The following is a 19,612-nucleotide window of genomic DNA, read 5'->3' as shown; positions in this document are numbered from 1 at the left end:
CTACTAAAAAAGCAGGCCATTTTCTGGCCTGCTTTCCCCTCTTTTATACGATGAAATATACCGCTTTTAATGGTCCGTGTACTCCGACAACAAGATTCATTTCAATGTCAGCAGAGTTACTAGGTCCTGTAATAAAGTTAATACAAGATGCCGCTGTCTCGCCATTTTCTACACGTGAGTTCATATCCTGAACTGCTTGCGTAATACGAGGCACAAGTGTTTCACGTGGAATAATAGCAAAGTATACAGTCGGTAAAAAGTGTAAAGAACGTCCTTGCCCTTTATGACTTTGTACAACAATTGTACCAGATTCAGCTAATGTATAATCACTAAATGCAATACCGATATTCGCTTTTTCAGCTATACGCATATTTTCGTCTTTTCTCTCTGGATCCCATACGTTTACTTCAATATCTCGCTTTGGAAGTTCTTCTTTAAATAAAGATGTTAAACCATATGCATCAAAGCGTTCATCTGCTGATAATAAAATAGGTCCCCCGCCGTTTTCCATGATTACTTTTTGAAGGTCTTCATACAAACGGTCATTTGTCGTTTCTACTACAGTTGTATGAATGTTTGTACATTGCTTTTTAAATACTTCTAGTAATTCTTCTTGTGAATAATCTTTTAACGTTTCTATATTCACATTACTTTTCCATACTGGACGCTCGACACCTTCTCTTTTACGCGCACGCCCAAGTTCTTTTGCAATGTTATCTAGAAAGGAATCACGGTTTTGAATTAATCCTGCCATTATTTATTCCCGCCTTTCTTATGATCTTTATACCAATCACGGAATCTTTCTTTACTTGGCGCTGGGAATTCACGAATATCCGTCCAGTTTTTAAGTGGTCCAACACCTTTTGATACACGGTTACCAGATGTGAATGGACTCATTGCTGCTGGTGCCATTTTTGAGCCCATTTTGTATAATGCAGCTGAAGAAGCACCCATACTAAACATTTTCATCGCTAATTTTTCTGCAAGTGGCGCACGTCCTTCTTGTTCAACGATTACTTGGCGATGCTTTAATAATAAATCATGTAATGGAATTTTTACTGGACAAGCCTCTGTACATGCTCCGCATAAACTAGATGCATAAGGAAGCTCTTTGTAATCATCATACCCACCTAAAAGTGGTGTTAATACCGCACCGATTGGTCCTGAGTAAATCGATCCATATGAATGTCCACCAACGTGACGATATACAGGACATACATTTACACAAGCTGCGCAACGAATACATTGCAATACTGAACGGAATTCAGATCCAAGAATTTGAGAACGACCATTATCAACAACAACTAAATGGAACTCTTCAGGTCCATCAACTTCCTCTTCTTGAATTGGTCCTGCTACTGTTACATAACTTGTTAACTTTTGACCTACCGCACTACGGCATAGTAAACCAACTAAAACATCTAACTCTTCCATTGTCGGAACCATACGTTCCATACCCATTACTGCTATTTGTGTTTTCGGAATTGACATAACAAGATCCGCATTACCTTCGTTCGTTACTAAACAAAGAGATCCCGTATTTGCAACAGCGAAGTTACAACCCGTCACACCAATTTCCGCATCCATAAATTTCTCACGAAGTTGTTTACGAACAAACTTTGTCATCTCATATGGATCATCAGAATTTTCATAGCCAAGTTTTTCTTTAAATACATCGCGAATTTGCGTTCTATTTTTATGAAGTGCAGGCGCAATAATATGTGAAGGTGGATCGTTATCTACTTGCAAGATATACTCTCCTAAGTCACTTTCTAACACTTCACAACCAATTTCTTCAAGCGCATGGTTCATACTAATTTCTTCTGTTACCATCGACTTTGATTTCACTACTTTTTTCGCTTGTTTCTTTTTCGCGACGTCTTGAATATACTTTGCTGCTTCCTCTTTCGTTTTCGCAAAGTACACATGGCCGCCTCTTTTTGATACATTTTCACTTAACTGCATTAAGTAATAATCAAGATTTTCTAACGTATGTTGACGAATTTGTTCACCTAGTTCACGCCACTCTTCCCAGTTTCCCAATTCGTCCGCTGCTTTTAATCGATTCGTATATAAACGCGTTTGTGCAGAAGATACTGCTCCACGCATAAACGAATCTTGAATTCCATCGCCTACGCGATCATTAAATTTTTTCTCACTGATTTTCATAGACATAGCTTATGTTCCCCCTTCATGAGCGACTATTCAGTACCTCAGCAATATGCATTACTTTTACTTCTTTTCCTAAACGCTCAATACGTCCGCCAATGTTTAACAAACACCCACAATCTGCACCGATTAAATAATCAGCACCTGTTTCCATTACACTATCTACTTTTTCATCTACCATTTGCTCAGAAATCGGAGTCATCTTAACTGAAAACGTTCCCCCAAACCCACAACAATTTTGCACGTTTGGCAGTTCTCTCACAGTTAATCCTTTTACATTAGACAATAAAATTCCTGGTGCCTCTTTTACTCCAAGCAGGCGTGTCATATGACAAGACTTATGAATAGTAGCTATTCCTGGTAAACTTGCACCAACATCTGTCACTTTTAAAACATCTACAATAAATTGTGTAAATTCATATGTTTTATCAGCAACCTTTTGTGCACGTTTAGCCCATTTCGGGTCATCTTTAAAAACATGCGGATACTCATGAAACATTGTCGCACAAGAGCCAGATGGCGTAACGATATATTCTGCATCTTCGAAAGTTTCAATCATATGTTTCATCGCTTCTTTTGCTGCTTCTACATGGCCGCTATTATAAGCAGGCTGACCACAACAAACTTGTGCTTCCGGAAATTCAATTTCACAACCTAAACGCTCCAATACTTCAACTGTTGCTTTACCGACATTTGTTTCAAACATATCGACTAAACAAGTAACAAATAAAGTAACTTTCATAATTATTACTCCCCCTCTTTACAACTTCGCCAACAAACATATGGTCATCAGATGACTTAAGAGAGAAGAAATAGGCTCAACCATGGCCTATCCTCTCCCTTTTCTAAAGAAAACGCTTACTTAATCTTTCTCTATTTTATCAGAAAATTAGATTTTTTGAAGATTAAATTACGAATTTATATCGTTTCTACCTGTGACAATATGTTCTACATTTGTTAAATGCTCTAGCATTGCTTGCTGCGCTAATTCTACATCTTGTTTTAAAACCGCATCATATATAACTTGATGCTCTTCTATAAGTCGTTCTGATGTCGTTTGTTCACCATATAAAATAATGCGTCTTGATTCACCAATCGTTTCAGCAATCATCTCTGAAACATGATTCATGAGTTCAAGCAAAATGCTATTATGCGAAGACTCTGCAATTCCCATATGGAACTGAAAATCTGCTTTTTCGCCAGCCTTTTCATCTCCAATGCTCTTTGCCATTTCATCTAACCAATGTTTCATATTTTGCAAATTATCTTCCGTACGTTTTGCCGCTGCTGCTCGAACTGCCCCCACTTCAAGCACCTTTCGCACTTCTAATAAATTCAAAATATCTTCTTTCTTCATTAATAATCTATTGTTTAATGATTTTGTTAATGAAGAAGAATCAAAGTTCTTCACATATGTGCCTTCTCCTTGCTTCATTTCAATTAAGCCCATCGCTCTTAGCGCACTTAACGCTTCACGAACAGCAGATCTGCCAACTTGAAACTGCTCAGCTAATTGATGCACAGGAAGTAGCTTGTCACCAGGTTTTAACGTACCATTTTTAATCATTGTTAAAATAGCTTCAGATACTTCTTCGTAAATTTTTTTCGGTTTAATAGATTTGTACTCCAGTTAAATCACCTCAGTATCTTCCAAACAACAATTGAAACGATTTATAAGAACTTAGCATCCATACCTATTTTAGAACGAATTGGTAAGAAGTACAAATGTTTTGTTCATAAAATAGTCAAATTTTTAATATTTATTTGCTATTAATTTATATCTATTCCTATATTCATTTATATTCAATTGAAAAAGCATGTCCTTTACATTAGAACATGCTTCCTTCATCTTGTATTTTTAACTTAATAAATACTGTTGTTCCCTTACCTTTTTCACTTTCTATTTTCCACTCACCATCATGTATATGAACAATTTGCCTTACAATCGCAAGCCCTAAACCTGTTCCACCATGTTGGCGACTTCTCGCTTTATCAACTCGGTAAAAACGCTCACCAAGATTCTCTAAATGCTCTGCATCAATACCTATTCCTGTATCCTTTATTTTCAACTCACAGTAATCGTCTATTTGCTCTAGCGTTATTATGATATTCCCGTTTTGATTTGTATACCGTATCGCATTATCTAACACGTTATGAAGAACTTGTTGCATACGATCTTCATCAATCATTACGATAATTTCAGGATTTAAATTCGTTGAAATACGAAGTTTTTTTTCTATAAACTTTAGTTCATACGTATCTAACACATCTTCAATAAGCTGCGAGAACACAATAGGTTGCTTCTTTAGAGGAAAATGTTCACCTTCTAGTTGCGCTAAATCTAATAAATCATGAACGAGACGCTGCATACGATCCGCTTCTTTATGAATAAGCTGCGTCACTTTTTCTTGCTGCGGTCCCTTTGCTACACCATCTAAGATAGCCTCACTATACCCTTTTATATAACTAAGCGGTGTTCTAAGTTCATGCGAAACGTTAGCCAAAAATTCCTTACGCTTTACATCTTCTGTTTCTAAAGAATGCGCCATTTTATTAAATGCTTTTCCTAATCGTCCAATTTCATCTTCTGAAGAAATGGTAATCCGCTCCGAGAAATCTCCAGTAGCGAAATGATTGGCAACCCGCTCCATTTGCGAAAGCGGCTTCGTAATCGCTATAATAATTTTTCTCCCAATCCATATCGTAATTAAAATCATAGCAATTGCTAGCGGGGCTAAAATAAGACCCATATCATATATTAAGTCTTTTATACTTTTTAAAGGAATATAAGAATATACAATTCCAACTAACTTTTTATTATCTAAAACAGGGATAACAACCCCCATAATATTCCGATCAAAATGTTCTTCATATCCTACCTTTGTCACCGTTTTACCATCTAGTAGTGTTTGTCTATCCCCTTCACTTATAAGAGAATGATGATGCACATCAAAAGGCAAACATGCGCTTAGATCACGAGGATTGGAAACGAAAAGAACGTCTGAACTAGATATTTGATCAAATGCTCTTACTTTCTCTTCAAAAGTTGACATTCCTTCATTCTTATCATATTGCGTTGCAAGACGCTTTCCTTCCATTACTAATGAGTCTTTTAAATTATCAACGTATAACTTTTCATACGAGTATAAAGATACAAAATAAAGAAAGGAAACTGTTACACATACTGCACATACTACTGTAAGCCAAAGCTTTTGTACCATCGTAAACATACGTTACACCTCAAATTTATAGCCTACACCCCAAACAGTTTGAATGTAGTTTCCACTTTCTCCAAGTTTCAAACGCATCGTTTTCACATGTGTGTCTACTGTTCTTGTACTTCCCGCATAATCATACCCCCACACCTTTTCAAGCAATTGTTCCCGGCTAAATACTTGTCCTGTATGTTGGCAAAGGAAATATAGTAAATCAAACTCCTTTACTGTAAGAGAAATCGGATCGCCATCTGCCTCAATCCTCCTACTTTTTTCATTAATAAGAATGGGACCAAATTGAATCTCCTCTTGCTGTTCTTGCTTTGTATAACGTCTTAGTACAGCTTCCATACGAGCAATTAATTCACCTGGACTAAACGGCTTTACAATATAATCATCTGCTCCCATGCGTAAACCGTTCACCCTATTCCACTCTTCACCTTTTGCCGTTAAAAATATAATTGGCACATCTGACGTTTTTCGAATCTCTTTGCAAACTGACAGTCCATCCATCTCTGGCATCATAATATCTAATACAACGAAATCATAATGATCTGACTCTAATTTTTTTAGAGCCTCTTTTCCATTTTCAGCTTCTCCCCACTCGTATCCGAAGTTATCTAAGTACATTCCGACAAGTTGCCTCATGTCACTTTCATCATCTACAACTAGCACTCTATATTTACCCATTGTCCTTCCCTTCCCTCTCTATGAGTTGAAATGGTCCTTTTCCGACTTTAATTGTTTGTTTTATTTTCATACTCTTCATATCCATGACGCACACTTCATCACTATCATAACTTGCTACATATCCTTCTGCCCCGCTTTTCAAAAATGCAAATGGATTTGAGCCTACTTCAACGGAAGCTACCTCTTTATACGTACTAATATCAAATTTTCTAAGCGTATTCGAACCATGGCTTAATGCATATACGTACTTATTATCTTTCGTTATGTTCACAGGCATAAACGGGGCGTGTAAAGAACGTACCATTTCGCCGCTCTGTAAAGAATACACTAATACTTTCTCATTCACTTGATTTCCATCACCATGTCCGCCAATCCATATCTCTTTTCCATCCGGACTAATCGTTGCTCCTGTTGATGCTGGTGGAATCATAAAGGATTGTATAACCTCTTTTTTCTTTGTATCAATTGTCGTTAGCTTCGTATCATAAAAGTTTAGTACAGATAACTGGTTATGATACTCTACCAGGGTTATCGGTCCTTTTCCTGTTGAAACACTTTCTGTCTCTTTCCCTTCTATCGTAAAGAACCTTACCTTTTGTGCATTTTGATCGGCGGCAAACAATTGTTTTTTATCTTCTGATACAACCACATTTACAATGCCTTTTCCAGTTTTATATTTTTCCACTTGCCTTCCTTCTGCTAGTGAATATACATACATGTATTCTAACTGCTTACCATATACAAGTATGTCCTCGCCGTTTGGAAGTAGTGCAATTCCTGCCATCGGTTCATTTAATTCCCATGTCGTAATTAATTTATTAGTTTTTTTATCAATAAAACTAATACTGCCTTCTTTTATATTCGTTGTTATAATAATACTTTTATCTTCAGTAATTGGTGTATATGAACTTCCTTGACACCCTACTAATAGAAATAAAAAACAGAGAAGAAAAACATACTTTCTCAAAAGATTCCCTCCATTTTCGAATGATTTCGTTATAATTGTAAAATAACAAATAAATGTGTGGAAAGTGTGAAATCTTCCTTTCTTATTCAACTTACATATATAATGTACAACAAATAGAATTTGAGGTGTGCAAATTATGCTTTTTCCTGATTTAGCGAATAAAATTGTACGGGAAGTACGCAGACTAATTACAGAAAATATTATTATCATTAATATACAAGGTGTTATTATCGCCAGTACAGATGCAAAAAGAATCGGTCAATTTCATGAGGGAGCACTCCGCTGCGCGAAACAAAAGAAAACCGTCATCATTACAAAAGAAGATGAACGACGGTTGCAAGGTGTAAAAGCCGGGATGAATCTTCCTTTACTATTTCATGACGAAGTAATTGGTGTTATTGGAATTACAGGAGAACCCGACAATATTTCACAATACGGAGAAATATTACGGAAGATGACCGAATTATTAATTCATGAAAACTACTTTTTAGAGCAATTAGAACTTGAACACCGTTCTTATGAAGCATTTGTCTTTGATTGGCTTCAAAATACAGACTGGTCTTCAAGTTTTCTCGATCGTGCAAAAACACTTGGCGTTGATTTATATAAGAAGAAACAACTTATTTTGTTTTCGATTGATCAAAATGATACGATGCTCCAGCGTAAAGTTTGGCAACATATTCGCAATCTATTAGCAAAAGACCATCTATTTGTTCGCTGGGGAAATGATCGATTTATTTTATTTTCAGCGATGAGCTCTAAAGAACAAACTTATCTATTTTTAAAACGGTTAAAACATGACTGTGAAACTTTATTTTCTATCCCTTTATATATCGGGATTGGGCAAACCGTTACGCCAAGCAAGATGCACATATCATATGAACAAGCACTACGAGCGCTTTCTGTGTCACTTGAAACGAAAAAAATTGTATTTAATGAAGATTTACGTTTAGAAATGTGCTTACAAGATATTTCTATCGAAACGCGAGAACAGTTTCTAGAGCGTACCATTGAAAACTTAGTACAATCTCCTGAGCTCATGCACACTTTACGTTTATTTATCGATTATAACCAATCTTATAAACAGACAGCTGAGCAATTACATATACACATTAATACATTGCATTACCGACTAAAAAAAATTGAAGAACATACCGGACTTGATCCGAAACAATTCAAAGATTTAAATGTTTTATACTTCGCACTCCTTTTATTAGATAATCATACAAAAAAGAACGATAAAACAGATTAATCTTCAGATGATTATACATAGAAAGAATCCTCCAACTTTTTTATCATTATAATGAAAGCACTGTTACAACGTTTTTATTATGACTAAACACGTTAACAGTTTGAGGGGGATTTCCAATGTTAGAAAAGCAAATTATTCATTCATTCGTATCCATTGTTGGCGAAGATAATGTAGATACATCCAATATGGGGCGCTTAACTTATAGTTATGATGCCACTCCAAACTTCCAAGCAATGCCTGATGCAGTCATTGCTCCTCGTAATACAAATGAAGTAGCTGAAGTGTTAAAAGTATGTAACTCTCACAAAATCCCTGTGTATGTTCGTGGTTCTGGAACAAACCTTTGTGCAGGAACTTGTCCACTAGAAGGCGGTATCGTCCTTATTTTCCGCCATATGAACAATATTTTAGAGATTGATGAAGAAAATTTAACAATTACCGTACAAGCTGGTGTCATTACACTTGATATTATTAAAGCAGTAGAAGAAAAGGGATTATTTTATCCGCCAGATCCAAGCTCGATGAAAATTTCTACAATCGGCGGTAATATTAATGAAAACTCAGGCGGATTACGTGGGTTAAAATATGGTGTAACACGTGATTATGTAATGGGTCTTGAACTTGTCTTACCAAATGGTGATATCATTCGTACTGGTGGTAAATTAGCAAAAGATGTTGCTGGTTACGATTTAACTCGTCTATTTATCGGTTCTGAAGGAACACTTGGAGTAGTAACAGAAGCGATATTAAAACTTGTTCCTATGCCTGAAACGAAGAAAACAATGCTGGCACTCTACGAAGATATTAATGAAGCTGCACGTGCTGTTTCTTCTATTATTGCAAATAAAATTATTCCAGCGACACTTGAGTTTTTAGACCAACCGACAATTGAAGTTGTAGAAGAGTTTGCACAAATCGGTTTACCAACTGACGTAAAAGCAATTTTATTAATTGAACAAGATGGTCCACCCGAAGTGGTCGATCGAGATATTGAAAAAATGGCTAACGTTTGCCACTCTATGAATGCAGTTGATGTTCGCGTTGCAAAAGATGAAGCGGAAGCAGATGCACTTCGTACAGCACGCCGTAGCGCACTATCAGCACTTGCAAGATTAAAACCGACGACAATATTAGAAGATGCAACAGTACCTCGTTCACAAATTGCTCCGATGGTTGAAGCTATTAATGCCATCGCAAAAAAATTTAATATTCCTATTTGTACGTTTGGACACGCTGGTGATGGAAACCTACATCCAACTTGTATGACAGATGCCCGTAATGAAGAAGAAATGCACCGTGCTGAACAAGCTTTTGCTGAAATATTTGCGAAAGCAATTGAGCTTGGTGGTACGATTACTGGTGAACATGGTGTTGGTGCGATGAAAGCTCCCTATTTAGAAATGAAATTAGGTAAAGAAGGTATTGCCGCTATGCAAGGGATTAAACAAGCCTTCGATCCAAATAACATTATGAATCCTGGAAAGATGTTCGCGAAAGACACTCGTAAAAGAGTGGTGGTTGAGCGATGACAACATTAAATAAAGAAAACATTCAAAAGGAATTTAAAGAACGATTAAGTGAAGATGAGCTACTAAACTGTATGCGCTGCGGGTTCTGCTTACCTACTTGCCCTACTTACATTCAATCTGGGTATAAAGAATCACATTCGCCGCGCGGACGTATCGCATTAATGAAAGCTGTCGTTGATGGTTTAATCGAGCCAGATGAAGATGTTGAAAATACTTTAAACGTTTGCCTTGGCTGTCGTGCTTGTGAACCTGTTTGTCCATCTGGTGTGAATTATGGACATTTATTAGAAGAAGCCCGTGATATTATTAATCAAAATAAAAAATTCTCTATGCCAGTGAAAGCCGTTCGTAAAATCGTTTTTGAAGGATTATTCCCACATCAAAATCGAATGAGAACTTTAACTGGACTTATCGGATTTTACCAACGTTCCGGCTTACAAATGTTAACTCATAAAACAGGTATTATGAAGTTATTCCCTGAAACACTTGCAACGATGGATCTCGTTTTACCAAAAGTCCCTAAAATGAAAGCAATGAAAGATCGTCCTACATTTTTATCTGCTGAAAGTACAAAGAAAAAACAAGTTGCATTCTTCACAGGCTGTTTAATGGATACGATGTTTTTAGAAACAAATAACGCAACGATGAAACTTCTTCAATTAGCCGGTTGTGATATCGTTATCCCGCAAACACAAAGTTGCTGCGGTGCATTACATGGACATGCTGGTGAAAAGAGTGGAGCAAAAGAATTAGCGAAACGAAATATAAAAGCATTCGAAGACTTAAACATCGACTATATTATTACGAATGCAGGTGGTTGCGGGGCTTACCTCGTAGACTATGATTATCTTCTAAAAGATGATCCAGAATGGGCTGAACGTGCAAAGCAGTTTGTTTCTAAAATTAAAGATATTACCGCTATTCTAGTAGAACTAGATTTCCATAAACGAACTGACTTACGACTCACGCCGCAAATTATTACGTATCAAGATTCTTGCCATTTACGTAACGTTATGCGAACATCTTCTGAACCTCGTATGCTACTAGAAGCCATTCAAGGCGCAACATACCGTGAAATGAAAGATGCGGATCGCTGCTGTGGTTCGGCTGGTATATACAACATTGTACACTCAGAATTATCAATGGAATTTCTAGATTATAAAATGGACCGTGTACATGAAACAGATGCAGCAACAATTGTCACTGCAAATCCAGGGTGCCTATTACAAATGAAACTAGGTATTGAACGTGAAGGTCTTTCTCATAAAATGAGAGGAATTCACATTGTAGATTTATTATTAGAAGCAATTGAAACTAACTCGTAATAACTCGTAACATACGTAATAATAGGAAAACGGCTATCTCCTTCGTCTATGTAAAGAGATAGCCGCTTTTTTGTCTGCTACAACATTAAAAATATGTTACTTTATTATAAAAAAGAACAACAGAAACATTACAGTTTTGTAAAAAACAATCCAGTATATTCCTTAAAAAAACGTTCAAACCATTGATACAATAGGATTCTTCATTTTCAATATAGGTACATTTATCCAAAAACCTCCTATTAAAACGAAGTATAAAAATGCTGAAAATTCCTTTTACACTCTACGTTTCTCTTATTTCTCTCCTTTTCTCTCCTTAGGATAAATTAGGTAAATTTTAAGTCTATGAATTTTTTTCCATCTTTTTTCTCGTAAATTGTATGCTACGATGGATTTGTCAGTCAGACAGGCTGTCAAAAACAAATCGTGTGAAAACAAATTAAAACTTTATATAGGGGGACACACATCATGAAAAAGCGTGTTTTATTATCTGTAGCTGCTGCAACAGCTCTTACTTTAGGAGTATCTTCTTTAGATGCACAAGCTGCAACAGTACAACCATCTAACATAAAGGTTCAAAATATTCAGCATTCAAAAGTGATGATGAAGCAAATGAACCAACAAGAGTTACAAGCATTCTTACAATCTATGGGAGTTGAATCATTAGCACAATGGCAACAAGGAAACTTCCAACCAAATTGCTTCGTTCCTGGTCAACAACCTACTGAAAATGTTGTAACTGAGCAACCAACAGCTAAGCCAGAAACTCAAAAGCCTGTTGAACAAAAACCAGCTGAGCAAAAGCCTGCTGAACAAAAGCCAGAAGCTCAAAAGCCTGCTGAAAACAATAATACGCAAAAACCTACAGAACAAAAACCAGCTGAGCAAAAGCCTGCTGAAGAAGCAAAATCTTTAAGCGAGTTCGAACAACGTGTTGTTGAATTAACAAACGCTGAGCGTACAAAACAAGGCTTACCAGCACTAAAAATCGATACTGAATTAAGCAAAGTAGCGCGTGTTAAATCTGAAGATATGCAAAAAAATAACTACTTTGATCATAACAGCCCTACATACGGGTCTCCGTTTGACATGATGAAGAAATTTGGTATTTCTTATACATCTGCAGGTGAAAACATCGCTCAAGGCCAACGTACACCTGAAGAGGTAGTACAAGCTTGGATGAACAGTGCTGGACACCGTGCAAACATCTTAAATAACGGCTTCACTCACATCGGTGTTGGTTATGTAGAAAGCGGTAACTACTGGACACAACAATTTATTACGAAGTAAATAGATAAAAAGAGTCTTCTCATAATGAGAAGACTCTTTTTAAGTTTCGTAACTTTCTATTATGTATGAATATAAAATGTAGGACATAAACAAAATAGATCCGCAACTTATTACGCTAAGCAATACATAAAATCCCCACTTCAAGTTCAAAAACAAGGAAAACAGTATACCACATGCCATCACTTGAAAAATTCGTCTACTCACTAAACGAATTTTTTGTAATTTAATTGGATCTTTTTCTTTACCCTTTATCTTTTTAAAATCTTTGCTAAGCATAAAAAGAAACATACTAATCCCGATCGTTAATCCTGTCTGAAAGGATATAAAACTTCCAAAATTAATAACGAGAATAAGCATATGAATAAACAACATAAATAAAGTAATCGTCTTTATAAATCCGCCTATAATGAAATGCTCTCCTCCATTAAACTTATATATATTATGTGAAATAATATACACAAATCCATGTAAAAAAATAATAAGAACCGGAATAAATGCAACAACAACTTGTTTACTCATAAATTCGTTCGGCCCACCATTTTCGTTCCAATGTACTGCCAAACGTTCTGGTAAATATGGATAAATGCATAGGGTAAATAAAAGACAAGCGAAAAATATTCCTAGTATATATTTATATTTGACCAAGTAATTCTCACCTCTCTTTTCTCTTTACGGCTTCGCTTCTTTTAGAGAAATTCCTGCAAAAATTTACTTTTCTCAAATTAAAACTTACACTTTACACATTTTCCCTTTGAAATTCTTTCATTATATTGTTTAATTTTGTAGGAAACGGTACATCAATTTCGATCTCTTCTTTCGTAATTGGATGCAAGAAATTAATTTTCATTGCATGTAACGCTTGCCCTGACATATATGTTGTTTGTCCACCATATAACACATCCCCAACTAGCGGATTACCATTATGGCTCATATGCACACGAATTTGATGCGTTCTACCTGTTTCTAATTGTAAGGTTACAAAGGTTGTATTGTGCTTTTTAAAATACTTTTCTACTTTATAGTATGTAATAGCTTCATCACCCTTTGGGGAAACACGACGTCTCGTAGCATGATGTCGATCCCTTCCAATAGCAGCGTCAATTGTACCCTTCTTCTTTTTCACTTTCCCTTCAACAAGCGCAGCATACGTTCTTTTTATTTTTCGTTCCATTAATAAACGATCCATAATCGCGCCAGCAATTCTATGTTTAGCAAACACGACACCACCTGTCGTATCTTTATCTAAACGATGAATATGGCGAACCTTCGTCTCTAAACCTTGCATTTGAAAATGAAAAGCAACAAGGTTTGCAAGTGTTCCCGTTCCACCTTTTTCGGCAGGGTGTGTGTCCATTTTCTCTGGTTTATTTACGATAAGTACGTGATCATCTTCATATACTACATGTAACTCACCATATTCTGGCTCTACACCGTACTCTTCCTCCATAAACATGTGAACTTGGAATTTATCGCCCTCTTTTAAAAGCTCATTCCATCTTCTCTGTTCACCGTTAACAGTAACACCTTTTTCCATACGAAGCTGATGTAATAACTTTTTCGGTAGTTCCCATTCTACTTTTAATAACGATTCGATACTTATACCATTCCATTTAGCCGGTACAGTAATTTCGCACCATTCGCCCTTCTTCTTTGTTTCCATACTATATCACCTTATTTCTATTGATTCTCTCATTGTAACGGAAAACACGCTTTGATGCATCGTCAAAAATAGAGGACAGCCTTATAATCGACTGCCCCTCACGCTCTAAGCCTTTTCATTTCCTGCAATACTTCTTCAGCTTTTTGCTCATACGATAAATCTTTGAAGAAATCCGCCAATCGTTTATAGTCGTTGTATGTATCTAATAAGTCGTCTATTTTCTCTCCTTTCATAACTTGCTGCTTTTGCTTCATTTTTACTGGATACCGATAGCCCGATAGCTCTTGTATTTTGTAATACTCATCCTCTACTTGAATAACCTTTACAAGTTCCTCCTCTTCTGCGTCCATCGTATATCCATCAAACTCTCTAAGCAGTTCATAAATGATATGAGTCCATTCATCTTTTGGATAAAATCCTTTTTCTAATCGATAACCGACAATGCGATACATATGCCCATCGTTTTCTGAAAATTGTACTGTATCATTTAGCTTAAATTTGAAATAACGAAACATTGCCTTCACCTACTTATATGTAATGTTCTTATCACATACTATTTGCAAAATGTAGGCCTTGCTATTCATAAAAAAATACTCATCTATAAGATGAGTATTTTTTATGATGATTTTTCTCGTTTTTTCCGAAATGGCAGCCACCAATTCCAGTCTCCAAACAACTTCATTAAGCTTGGTACAAGCATAAGACGAATAACGGTTGCATCAAGGAATATCGCTAATGCCACCCCAAGACCCATTTGCTTTACTGGTAAAATATCAGTAAATGCGAACGCACCCGTTACAACGATCATAATTAAAGCAGCTGACGTTATAATTCTACTCGTTGAAACGAGCCCTTCTAACGTTGCTTGATCATTATCTCCTGTTTCTTCATAAAGCTCATGAATACGTGAAATAAGAAATACTTCATAATCCATGCTAAGCCCAAATACAAGGCCGAAAATGAAGATTGGTAATACAAATAAAACAGGACTCGCTTCTAAACCAAAATGACCACCCTCAAATAACCAAACGACAATTCCAATTGTTGCACTTAAACTAAGTACGTTCATAATAATTGCCTTAATTGGAATGAGTATAGAACGGAATGCGAATAATAAAATGACAAAGGTTGATCCGAATATAACTGACATACCAATTGCAACTTTATCTTTAATTTCATCTTCTAACTCTTTTTGGAACGTCGTCATTCCGCCTAGGTAGTACGTAACATCATTTTCTTTATAATTACTTTTGAAATCACGAACCCACTGTTTCGCAGTTTCTGTACGAGGCTTCGTATCCAAAAAGACTTCTATTATTGTCTTATTTCCTTTTGAGTACGCTTCAAATACAGGAGCTATTTTTGCCGCTTCTGGCGACTGCAATATACCAGCAACTTGATCTGCTTTCATTCCGGTTAACCCATCGTATAAACTTCTTACCTCATATACTTTCTCATCATCTTTTAACTTTTGAACAACTTCTTCTATCTTTTGTAAACTCTCTTTTTCTTTTATATTTTTTTTCGTCTCTACTACTAATGTAACATCAGCATGTGTTTGGACCGTTTTATTAAATGCTTCTTCATATTTCTCATAAGCAACTCTAGTGTCACTCTTTTCAGGTAACGCTTCAACACCAGGAAACTGCAAATTAGCTGTACGTAGCGGTAATAAACAAATAACAATAAATGTTGTAACAGCAATAATCATTATGATTGGATGTTTCATTACAAATTGTGCAAATTTACGCCATGCCTTTGCCGGTGTATGTGCTACTTGATTCTTTTTTAATATTCGTTTTCCAATTAAAGATAATAGTGCTGGAAGAAGTGTAAGTGAGAATAAAATACTCATAATCACAACAATCATCCCGCTTATGGCAACAGACTGAATATAATCAATTTTAAAGAAAAATAAGCCTGATAAACCAACGAATACGCATAATCCTGAAAATACGATCGCACGTCCTGCCGTTTGATACGTAATCGCTATCGCTTCTTTCACCGTTCTCTTCGCAACTTCCTCTCGAAAACGATTCACAAATAACAGTGCAAAATCAATGGATAGTGCAAGTCCAATCATCGGTGCAACATTTAATACGAAAATAGATAACTCTTTGTCGCTACCTATAAAATATAAAATCCCCATCGTACTAATGACACTAAGCGCGCCATTTACAATCGGTAAAATAGATGCCAAAAGGCTACCAAATGAAAATAGTAATACGAGAAATGCAATTGGTAAACCAATCATCTCTGCTACTTTTAAATCATTTTGTGTTCTTTCATTAATCTCTTGATTAATTTTTGGAAATCCTGTAGGTGTTACTTTTAATGCTGTATTACTTTCCTTCTCAATAGTATCAGCGAACTGTAATGTCTTTTCCATACGTTCTTTAGTTGTTTTCCCGGAAAATAATATTGTCGCATAACCGATATTATCTTGTAACATTTCTTTATTTTGCACTGGATGATGGAAAGATTCATATTTCTCGTTCTCTTCAACCTTCTTTACAATGCTCTCTATTTGCTTTTTAAAATCCTCATGTGAAGCATCCTTATTCCTTTCAAAAACGAGTAGGAGCGTATCTTGAGACCTCTTAAAATCTTTATCTAAAATTTCTTTCGTCTTTTGATAGTCCCCTTCCGTTTGAAAACCATCACCACCTAATACTCCCGGTAGCTTTGGAGCAAAAATACCGAGTGCTATCGCAAGCAATAGTAGCGCTACAATTACTGTATAACGAAACTGATACAAGAAAGTTCCTAACTTCCCCCACTTATCCACTTTATGTACATTTGTCTTCACACATTTTCACCTACTTTAAATAATTCAATTATCACTTATACTGTATCACATCTTCATACAAACAAAAAACGTCTGGAAACACTATAATGATAGTTTTTCCAGACGTTTTTTATCTCTCTTTATTGAGCTGAAGCCTCTTAGTAAGTAAACGATGATAATAAATCGCGATAATTAACAAAATACCACCTACGCAATAACCTGCTAAAATATCAGTTGGATAATGTACATTTAAAATAACTCTACTTAATCCAATCGATACAATTAATATACCCATCAAAATGGTTATAACATATTTCCCAGTTACACTCTTCAAATTTGCCGCAATGATATAAGTAAGAAAACCGAATGTCATAATAGATAACATTGCATGCCCACTAGGGAAGCTATACCCAAGTGCATCTAATGCTTCATTTAACGACGGACGCTCCCTTTTCACAATTTCTTTTATTCCTTTATTAACGAGATGTGTGATCAAAACCCCCATTGGATACACGATCATTGCAGCATAATAACGTTTCTGCCAAAAAACAAGCAAACTTATAATAAGTATAGTTACAATTCCAATTGCTGATCCTAACTTTGTAAAGTATGAGAAAAAAGTAAGTGAGCTCTCCGTTTGTAACCCCTTTACTAATCCGCGGACATATGTATCCATCACTGTAACGCCACCTGCATGTACGCGCCAAGCAATAATACTAAATACCGTAAGTAATAAAATAACACACATTACCTCATACTGATGTAACTTCTTCTTCAAACGATTTCCTCCTACTATGAAAAAATGCGATTTCTACTTTAGAAACCGCATTTCCTTACTTATTTACCTTTTGTTTTTAATTCTGTCCAGTAACGATCATAGTCTTTTAACTTATCGTCTACATCAACAAGCCATTCTGTGCGATCTAATTCTTCTTTCGTTAAGAAGATCATATGGTTCTCACGATATTCTTTACTATGAAGAGGGTGAGCTTTTTCATTTGGATTACTGTACCCAATTGACTCGTAGTTTTTCACACTTACTTTCTCATCTAATAAATAGTTCATAAACTTCTCTGCAAGCTCTTTGTTTTTTGCACCTTTTGGAATTGCTAACGTGTCGGCCCAAATTGTGCCGCCTTCTTTTGGTACAACGTACTCTACATCTTTATTATCTTTTGCGATAAATGCTGCATCTCCAGACCAAACTGTTCCGATCCAAGCATCTTCTGTAATGAACTTTTGTTTAATGTTATCTGTATCAAATGCTAATAAATTTGGAAGTAGCTTCTGTAAATCAGTAGCTGCTGTCTTTAACTCTGCATCGTCTTTCGTGCTGTTTGAGAATCCATGCTTCTTAAGACCCATTCCTAATACTTCACGAGAATCATTTAGTAATGTTACATGTCCTTTATATTTCTCGTTCCATAAGTCAGCCCAGCTTGTAGGTGCTTCTTTCACATACTTTTTATTGTATGCAATCCCTGTTACGCCCCAAGTGTATACTAAAGAATATTTATTCTCTGGGTCAAATGCTGGCGTTTTGAAATTAGAAATCATATTTTCGATGTTCGGGATATTCTTCTTATCTAACGGCGCTAATAAATCCATTTTCGCCATTGTCTTAACCATGTAATCAGACGGCTGAATTAAGTCATACTTTGCGCCACCAGCTTGTAATTTCGCAAGCATTTCTTCGTTACTTGCATACTTATCATAGTTAATTTTTACGTTATATTTCTTTTCAAAATCTCTTAGCACTTGCTCATCAAAATTGTCAGCCCAGCTATAAATGTTTAACTCTTCTTTCTTTTCACCACAACCGGCAAGTACACCAGCAACAAGGCTAAAACTAATTGCTGCGCCAGCTATTCTTTTCATTAATTTCATCGGTTTTACCCCCTCGTACTTTTTATATCGTTCGTATTATAAAGGAAGGTGTCCTCCAGAGTTTTCTTCACCATCTGCACCTTTGTTACGGAAGATTTCCGATAGCACCATTAATCCTACAATAACAACAATTAAAATTGTAGAAAGGGCATTAATTTCAGGTGATACTCCGCGCTTAACCATACTGTAAATGTATAATGGCAATGTTGTTGATCCTGGTCCTGATACGAAGAAACTAATTACAAAATCATCAATTGATAATGTGAATGTTAATAACGCTGCTGAAACAACTCCCGGTGCAATTGCCGGAAACGTCACATGGCGAAACGTTTGCCATGGCGTTGCTCCTAAATCATTTGCAGCCTCTTCTAAATCACGTCCCATGCTAGAAAGACGGGCCGCTAAAATAACAACAACAAATGAAATACTAAATGTAATATGTGCGATAATAATTGTTGTTTGTCCAAGTTCCATACCTAATTGACTAAATAGGATAAGTAAAGATAATCCCATTAATATATCAGGAATTAAAATAGGTAAATATACAAGACCATTAATGGCCCCTTCAAAACGATATTTGTAACGATGTAATGCTATCGCAAAAAACATACCAAGTATCGTTGTTACAACTGTTGTTATAACTGCAATCGTCATACTATTTACAAACGCATCAATAACATCTTGTTTTTGAAATAAATCTGTATACCAATGGAATGTAAAGCCTTCCCATTCCGCATTAATTCGAGAATCATTGAAGGAATATACCATTAAAACCATCATTGGAAAATACAAGAACAATAAAATTAACCAAGAATAAGAAACTAAAAACTTTTTCATTTTTGC

Annotated in this window: 18 protein-coding genes; 4 read left to right on the top strand and 14 right to left on the bottom strand. The window is 35.9% G+C overall.

Annotated elements, in window-relative coordinates:
* Positions 1 to 43 precede the first annotated feature (43 nt).
* The 7 genes from MHH42_RS06465 to MHH42_RS06435 all read right to left on the bottom strand — a co-directional run bounded on the left by MHH42_RS06465 (position 44) and on the right by MHH42_RS06435 (position 7,041).
* Positions 44 to 754 carry a LutC/YkgG family protein gene (locus MHH42_RS06465; RefSeq protein WP_000907756.1) on the bottom strand — a complete coding sequence of 237 codons (711 nt, stop codon included), beginning with the start codon at positions 752 to 754 and terminating at the stop codon, positions 44 to 46.
* On the bottom strand, positions 754 to 2,175 hold the full coding sequence (locus MHH42_RS06460; RefSeq protein ID WP_000061931.1) for a LutB/LldF family L-lactate oxidation iron-sulfur protein: 1,422 nt from the start codon (positions 2,173 to 2,175) through the stop codon (positions 754 to 756). The genes MHH42_RS06465 and MHH42_RS06460 overlap by 1 nt, the downstream gene beginning before the upstream one ends.
* Before the next feature lie 16 nt (positions 2,176 to 2,191).
* Positions 2,192 to 2,911 (bottom strand): (Fe-S)-binding protein, encoded by a 720-nt coding sequence (locus MHH42_RS06455; protein WP_000869145.1) that lies wholly within the window; start codon positions 2,909 to 2,911, stop codon positions 2,192 to 2,194.
* 168 nt (positions 2,912 to 3,079) lie between these two features.
* A complete protein-coding gene (locus MHH42_RS06450) occupies positions 3,080 to 3,769 on the bottom strand; it encodes a FadR/GntR family transcriptional regulator (RefSeq protein WP_255253890.1) in 690 nt (229 codons plus the stop codon).
* 229 nt (positions 3,770 to 3,998) lie between these two features.
* Entirely contained in the window at positions 3,999 to 5,399 is a 1,401-nt protein-coding gene (locus tag MHH42_RS06445) for a sensor histidine kinase (protein ID WP_000494805.1), read from the bottom strand.
* A gap of 3 nt (positions 5,400 to 5,402) precedes the next feature.
* Entirely contained in the window at positions 5,403 to 6,074 is a 672-nt protein-coding gene (locus MHH42_RS06440) for a response regulator transcription factor (RefSeq protein WP_000521658.1), read from the bottom strand.
* Positions 6,067 to 7,041 carry a YncE family protein gene (locus tag MHH42_RS06435; protein WP_001234167.1) on the bottom strand — a complete coding sequence of 325 codons (975 nt, stop codon included), beginning with the start codon at positions 7,039 to 7,041 and terminating at the stop codon, positions 6,067 to 6,069. The genes MHH42_RS06440 and MHH42_RS06435 overlap by 8 nt, the downstream gene beginning before the upstream one ends.
* Positions 7,042 to 7,177: 136 nt before the next feature.
* Between MHH42_RS06435 and MHH42_RS06430 the strand changes: the two genes are divergently transcribed.
* The 4 genes from MHH42_RS06430 to MHH42_RS06415 all read left to right on the top strand — a co-directional run bounded on the left by MHH42_RS06430 (position 7,178) and on the right by MHH42_RS06415 (position 12,434).
* The gene (locus tag MHH42_RS06430; RefSeq protein WP_000898653.1) at positions 7,178 to 8,293 is read left to right on the top strand and encodes a CdaR family transcriptional regulator; all 1,116 of its coding nucleotides are present in this window, start codon (positions 7,178 to 7,180) and stop codon (positions 8,291 to 8,293) included.
* A gap of 116 nt (positions 8,294 to 8,409) precedes the next feature.
* A complete protein-coding gene (glcD, locus tag MHH42_RS06425; RefSeq protein ID WP_000890749.1) occupies positions 8,410 to 9,822 on the top strand; it encodes a glycolate oxidase subunit GlcD in 1,413 nt (470 codons plus the stop codon).
* A complete protein-coding gene (locus MHH42_RS06420; protein WP_016108048.1) occupies positions 9,819 to 11,147 on the top strand; it encodes a (Fe-S)-binding protein in 1,329 nt (442 codons plus the stop codon). Before glcD ends, MHH42_RS06420 begins: the two co-directional genes overlap by 4 nt.
* Positions 11,148 to 11,612: 465 nt before the next feature.
* Complete coding sequence (locus MHH42_RS06415; RefSeq protein ID WP_000747570.1) at positions 11,613 to 12,434, top strand: CAP domain-containing protein; 822 nt, start codon at positions 11,613 to 11,615, stop codon at positions 12,432 to 12,434.
* 39 nt (positions 12,435 to 12,473) lie between these two features.
* Here the strand turns inward: MHH42_RS06415 and MHH42_RS06410 are convergent, their stop codons facing one another.
* From MHH42_RS06410 to potC, 7 genes are all read right to left on the bottom strand, one after another.
* The gene (locus MHH42_RS06410) at positions 12,474 to 13,079 is read right to left on the bottom strand and encodes a DUF1648 domain-containing protein (protein WP_000241828.1); all 606 of its coding nucleotides are present in this window, start codon (positions 13,077 to 13,079) and stop codon (positions 12,474 to 12,476) included.
* Between the two features lie 91 nt (positions 13,080 to 13,170).
* A complete protein-coding gene (locus MHH42_RS06405) occupies positions 13,171 to 14,094 on the bottom strand; it encodes an RluA family pseudouridine synthase (RefSeq protein ID WP_000448340.1) in 924 nt (307 codons plus the stop codon).
* Between the two features lie 98 nt (positions 14,095 to 14,192).
* Positions 14,193 to 14,609, bottom strand: coding sequence for a hypothetical protein (locus tag MHH42_RS06400; protein WP_000490306.1), 417 nt, complete (start codon positions 14,607 to 14,609; stop codon positions 14,193 to 14,195).
* Between the two features lie 101 nt (positions 14,610 to 14,710).
* A complete protein-coding gene (locus MHH42_RS06395; protein ID WP_000856447.1) occupies positions 14,711 to 16,903 on the bottom strand; it encodes an MMPL family transporter in 2,193 nt (730 codons plus the stop codon).
* 109 nt (positions 16,904 to 17,012) lie between these two features.
* Entirely contained in the window at positions 17,013 to 17,660 is a 648-nt protein-coding gene (locus MHH42_RS06390) for a phosphatase PAP2 family protein (RefSeq protein ID WP_000727808.1), read from the bottom strand.
* Positions 17,661 to 17,719: 59 nt separating this feature from the next.
* Positions 17,720 to 18,769 carry a spermidine/putrescine ABC transporter substrate-binding protein PotD gene (potD, locus tag MHH42_RS06385; RefSeq protein ID WP_000772488.1) on the bottom strand — a complete coding sequence of 350 codons (1,050 nt, stop codon included), beginning with the start codon at positions 18,767 to 18,769 and terminating at the stop codon, positions 17,720 to 17,722.
* 36 nt (positions 18,770 to 18,805) lie between these two features.
* Positions 18,806 to 19,606 carry a spermidine/putrescine ABC transporter permease PotC gene (potC, locus tag MHH42_RS06380; RefSeq protein ID WP_000714202.1) on the bottom strand — a complete coding sequence of 267 codons (801 nt, stop codon included), beginning with the start codon at positions 19,604 to 19,606 and terminating at the stop codon, positions 18,806 to 18,808.
* Positions 19,607 to 19,612 lie beyond the last annotated feature (6 nt).

Origin of the sequence: Bacillus sp. FSL L8-0099 (genome assembly GCF_038006385.1) — a bacterium.
In the GTDB taxonomy this organism is placed as follows: Bacteria; Bacillota; Bacilli; order Bacillales; family Bacillaceae_G; genus Bacillus_A; species Bacillus_A toyonensis.
The sequence above is the reverse complement of the archived record's forward strand: the minus strand, read 5'-3'. Positions and strand labels throughout refer to the sequence as shown.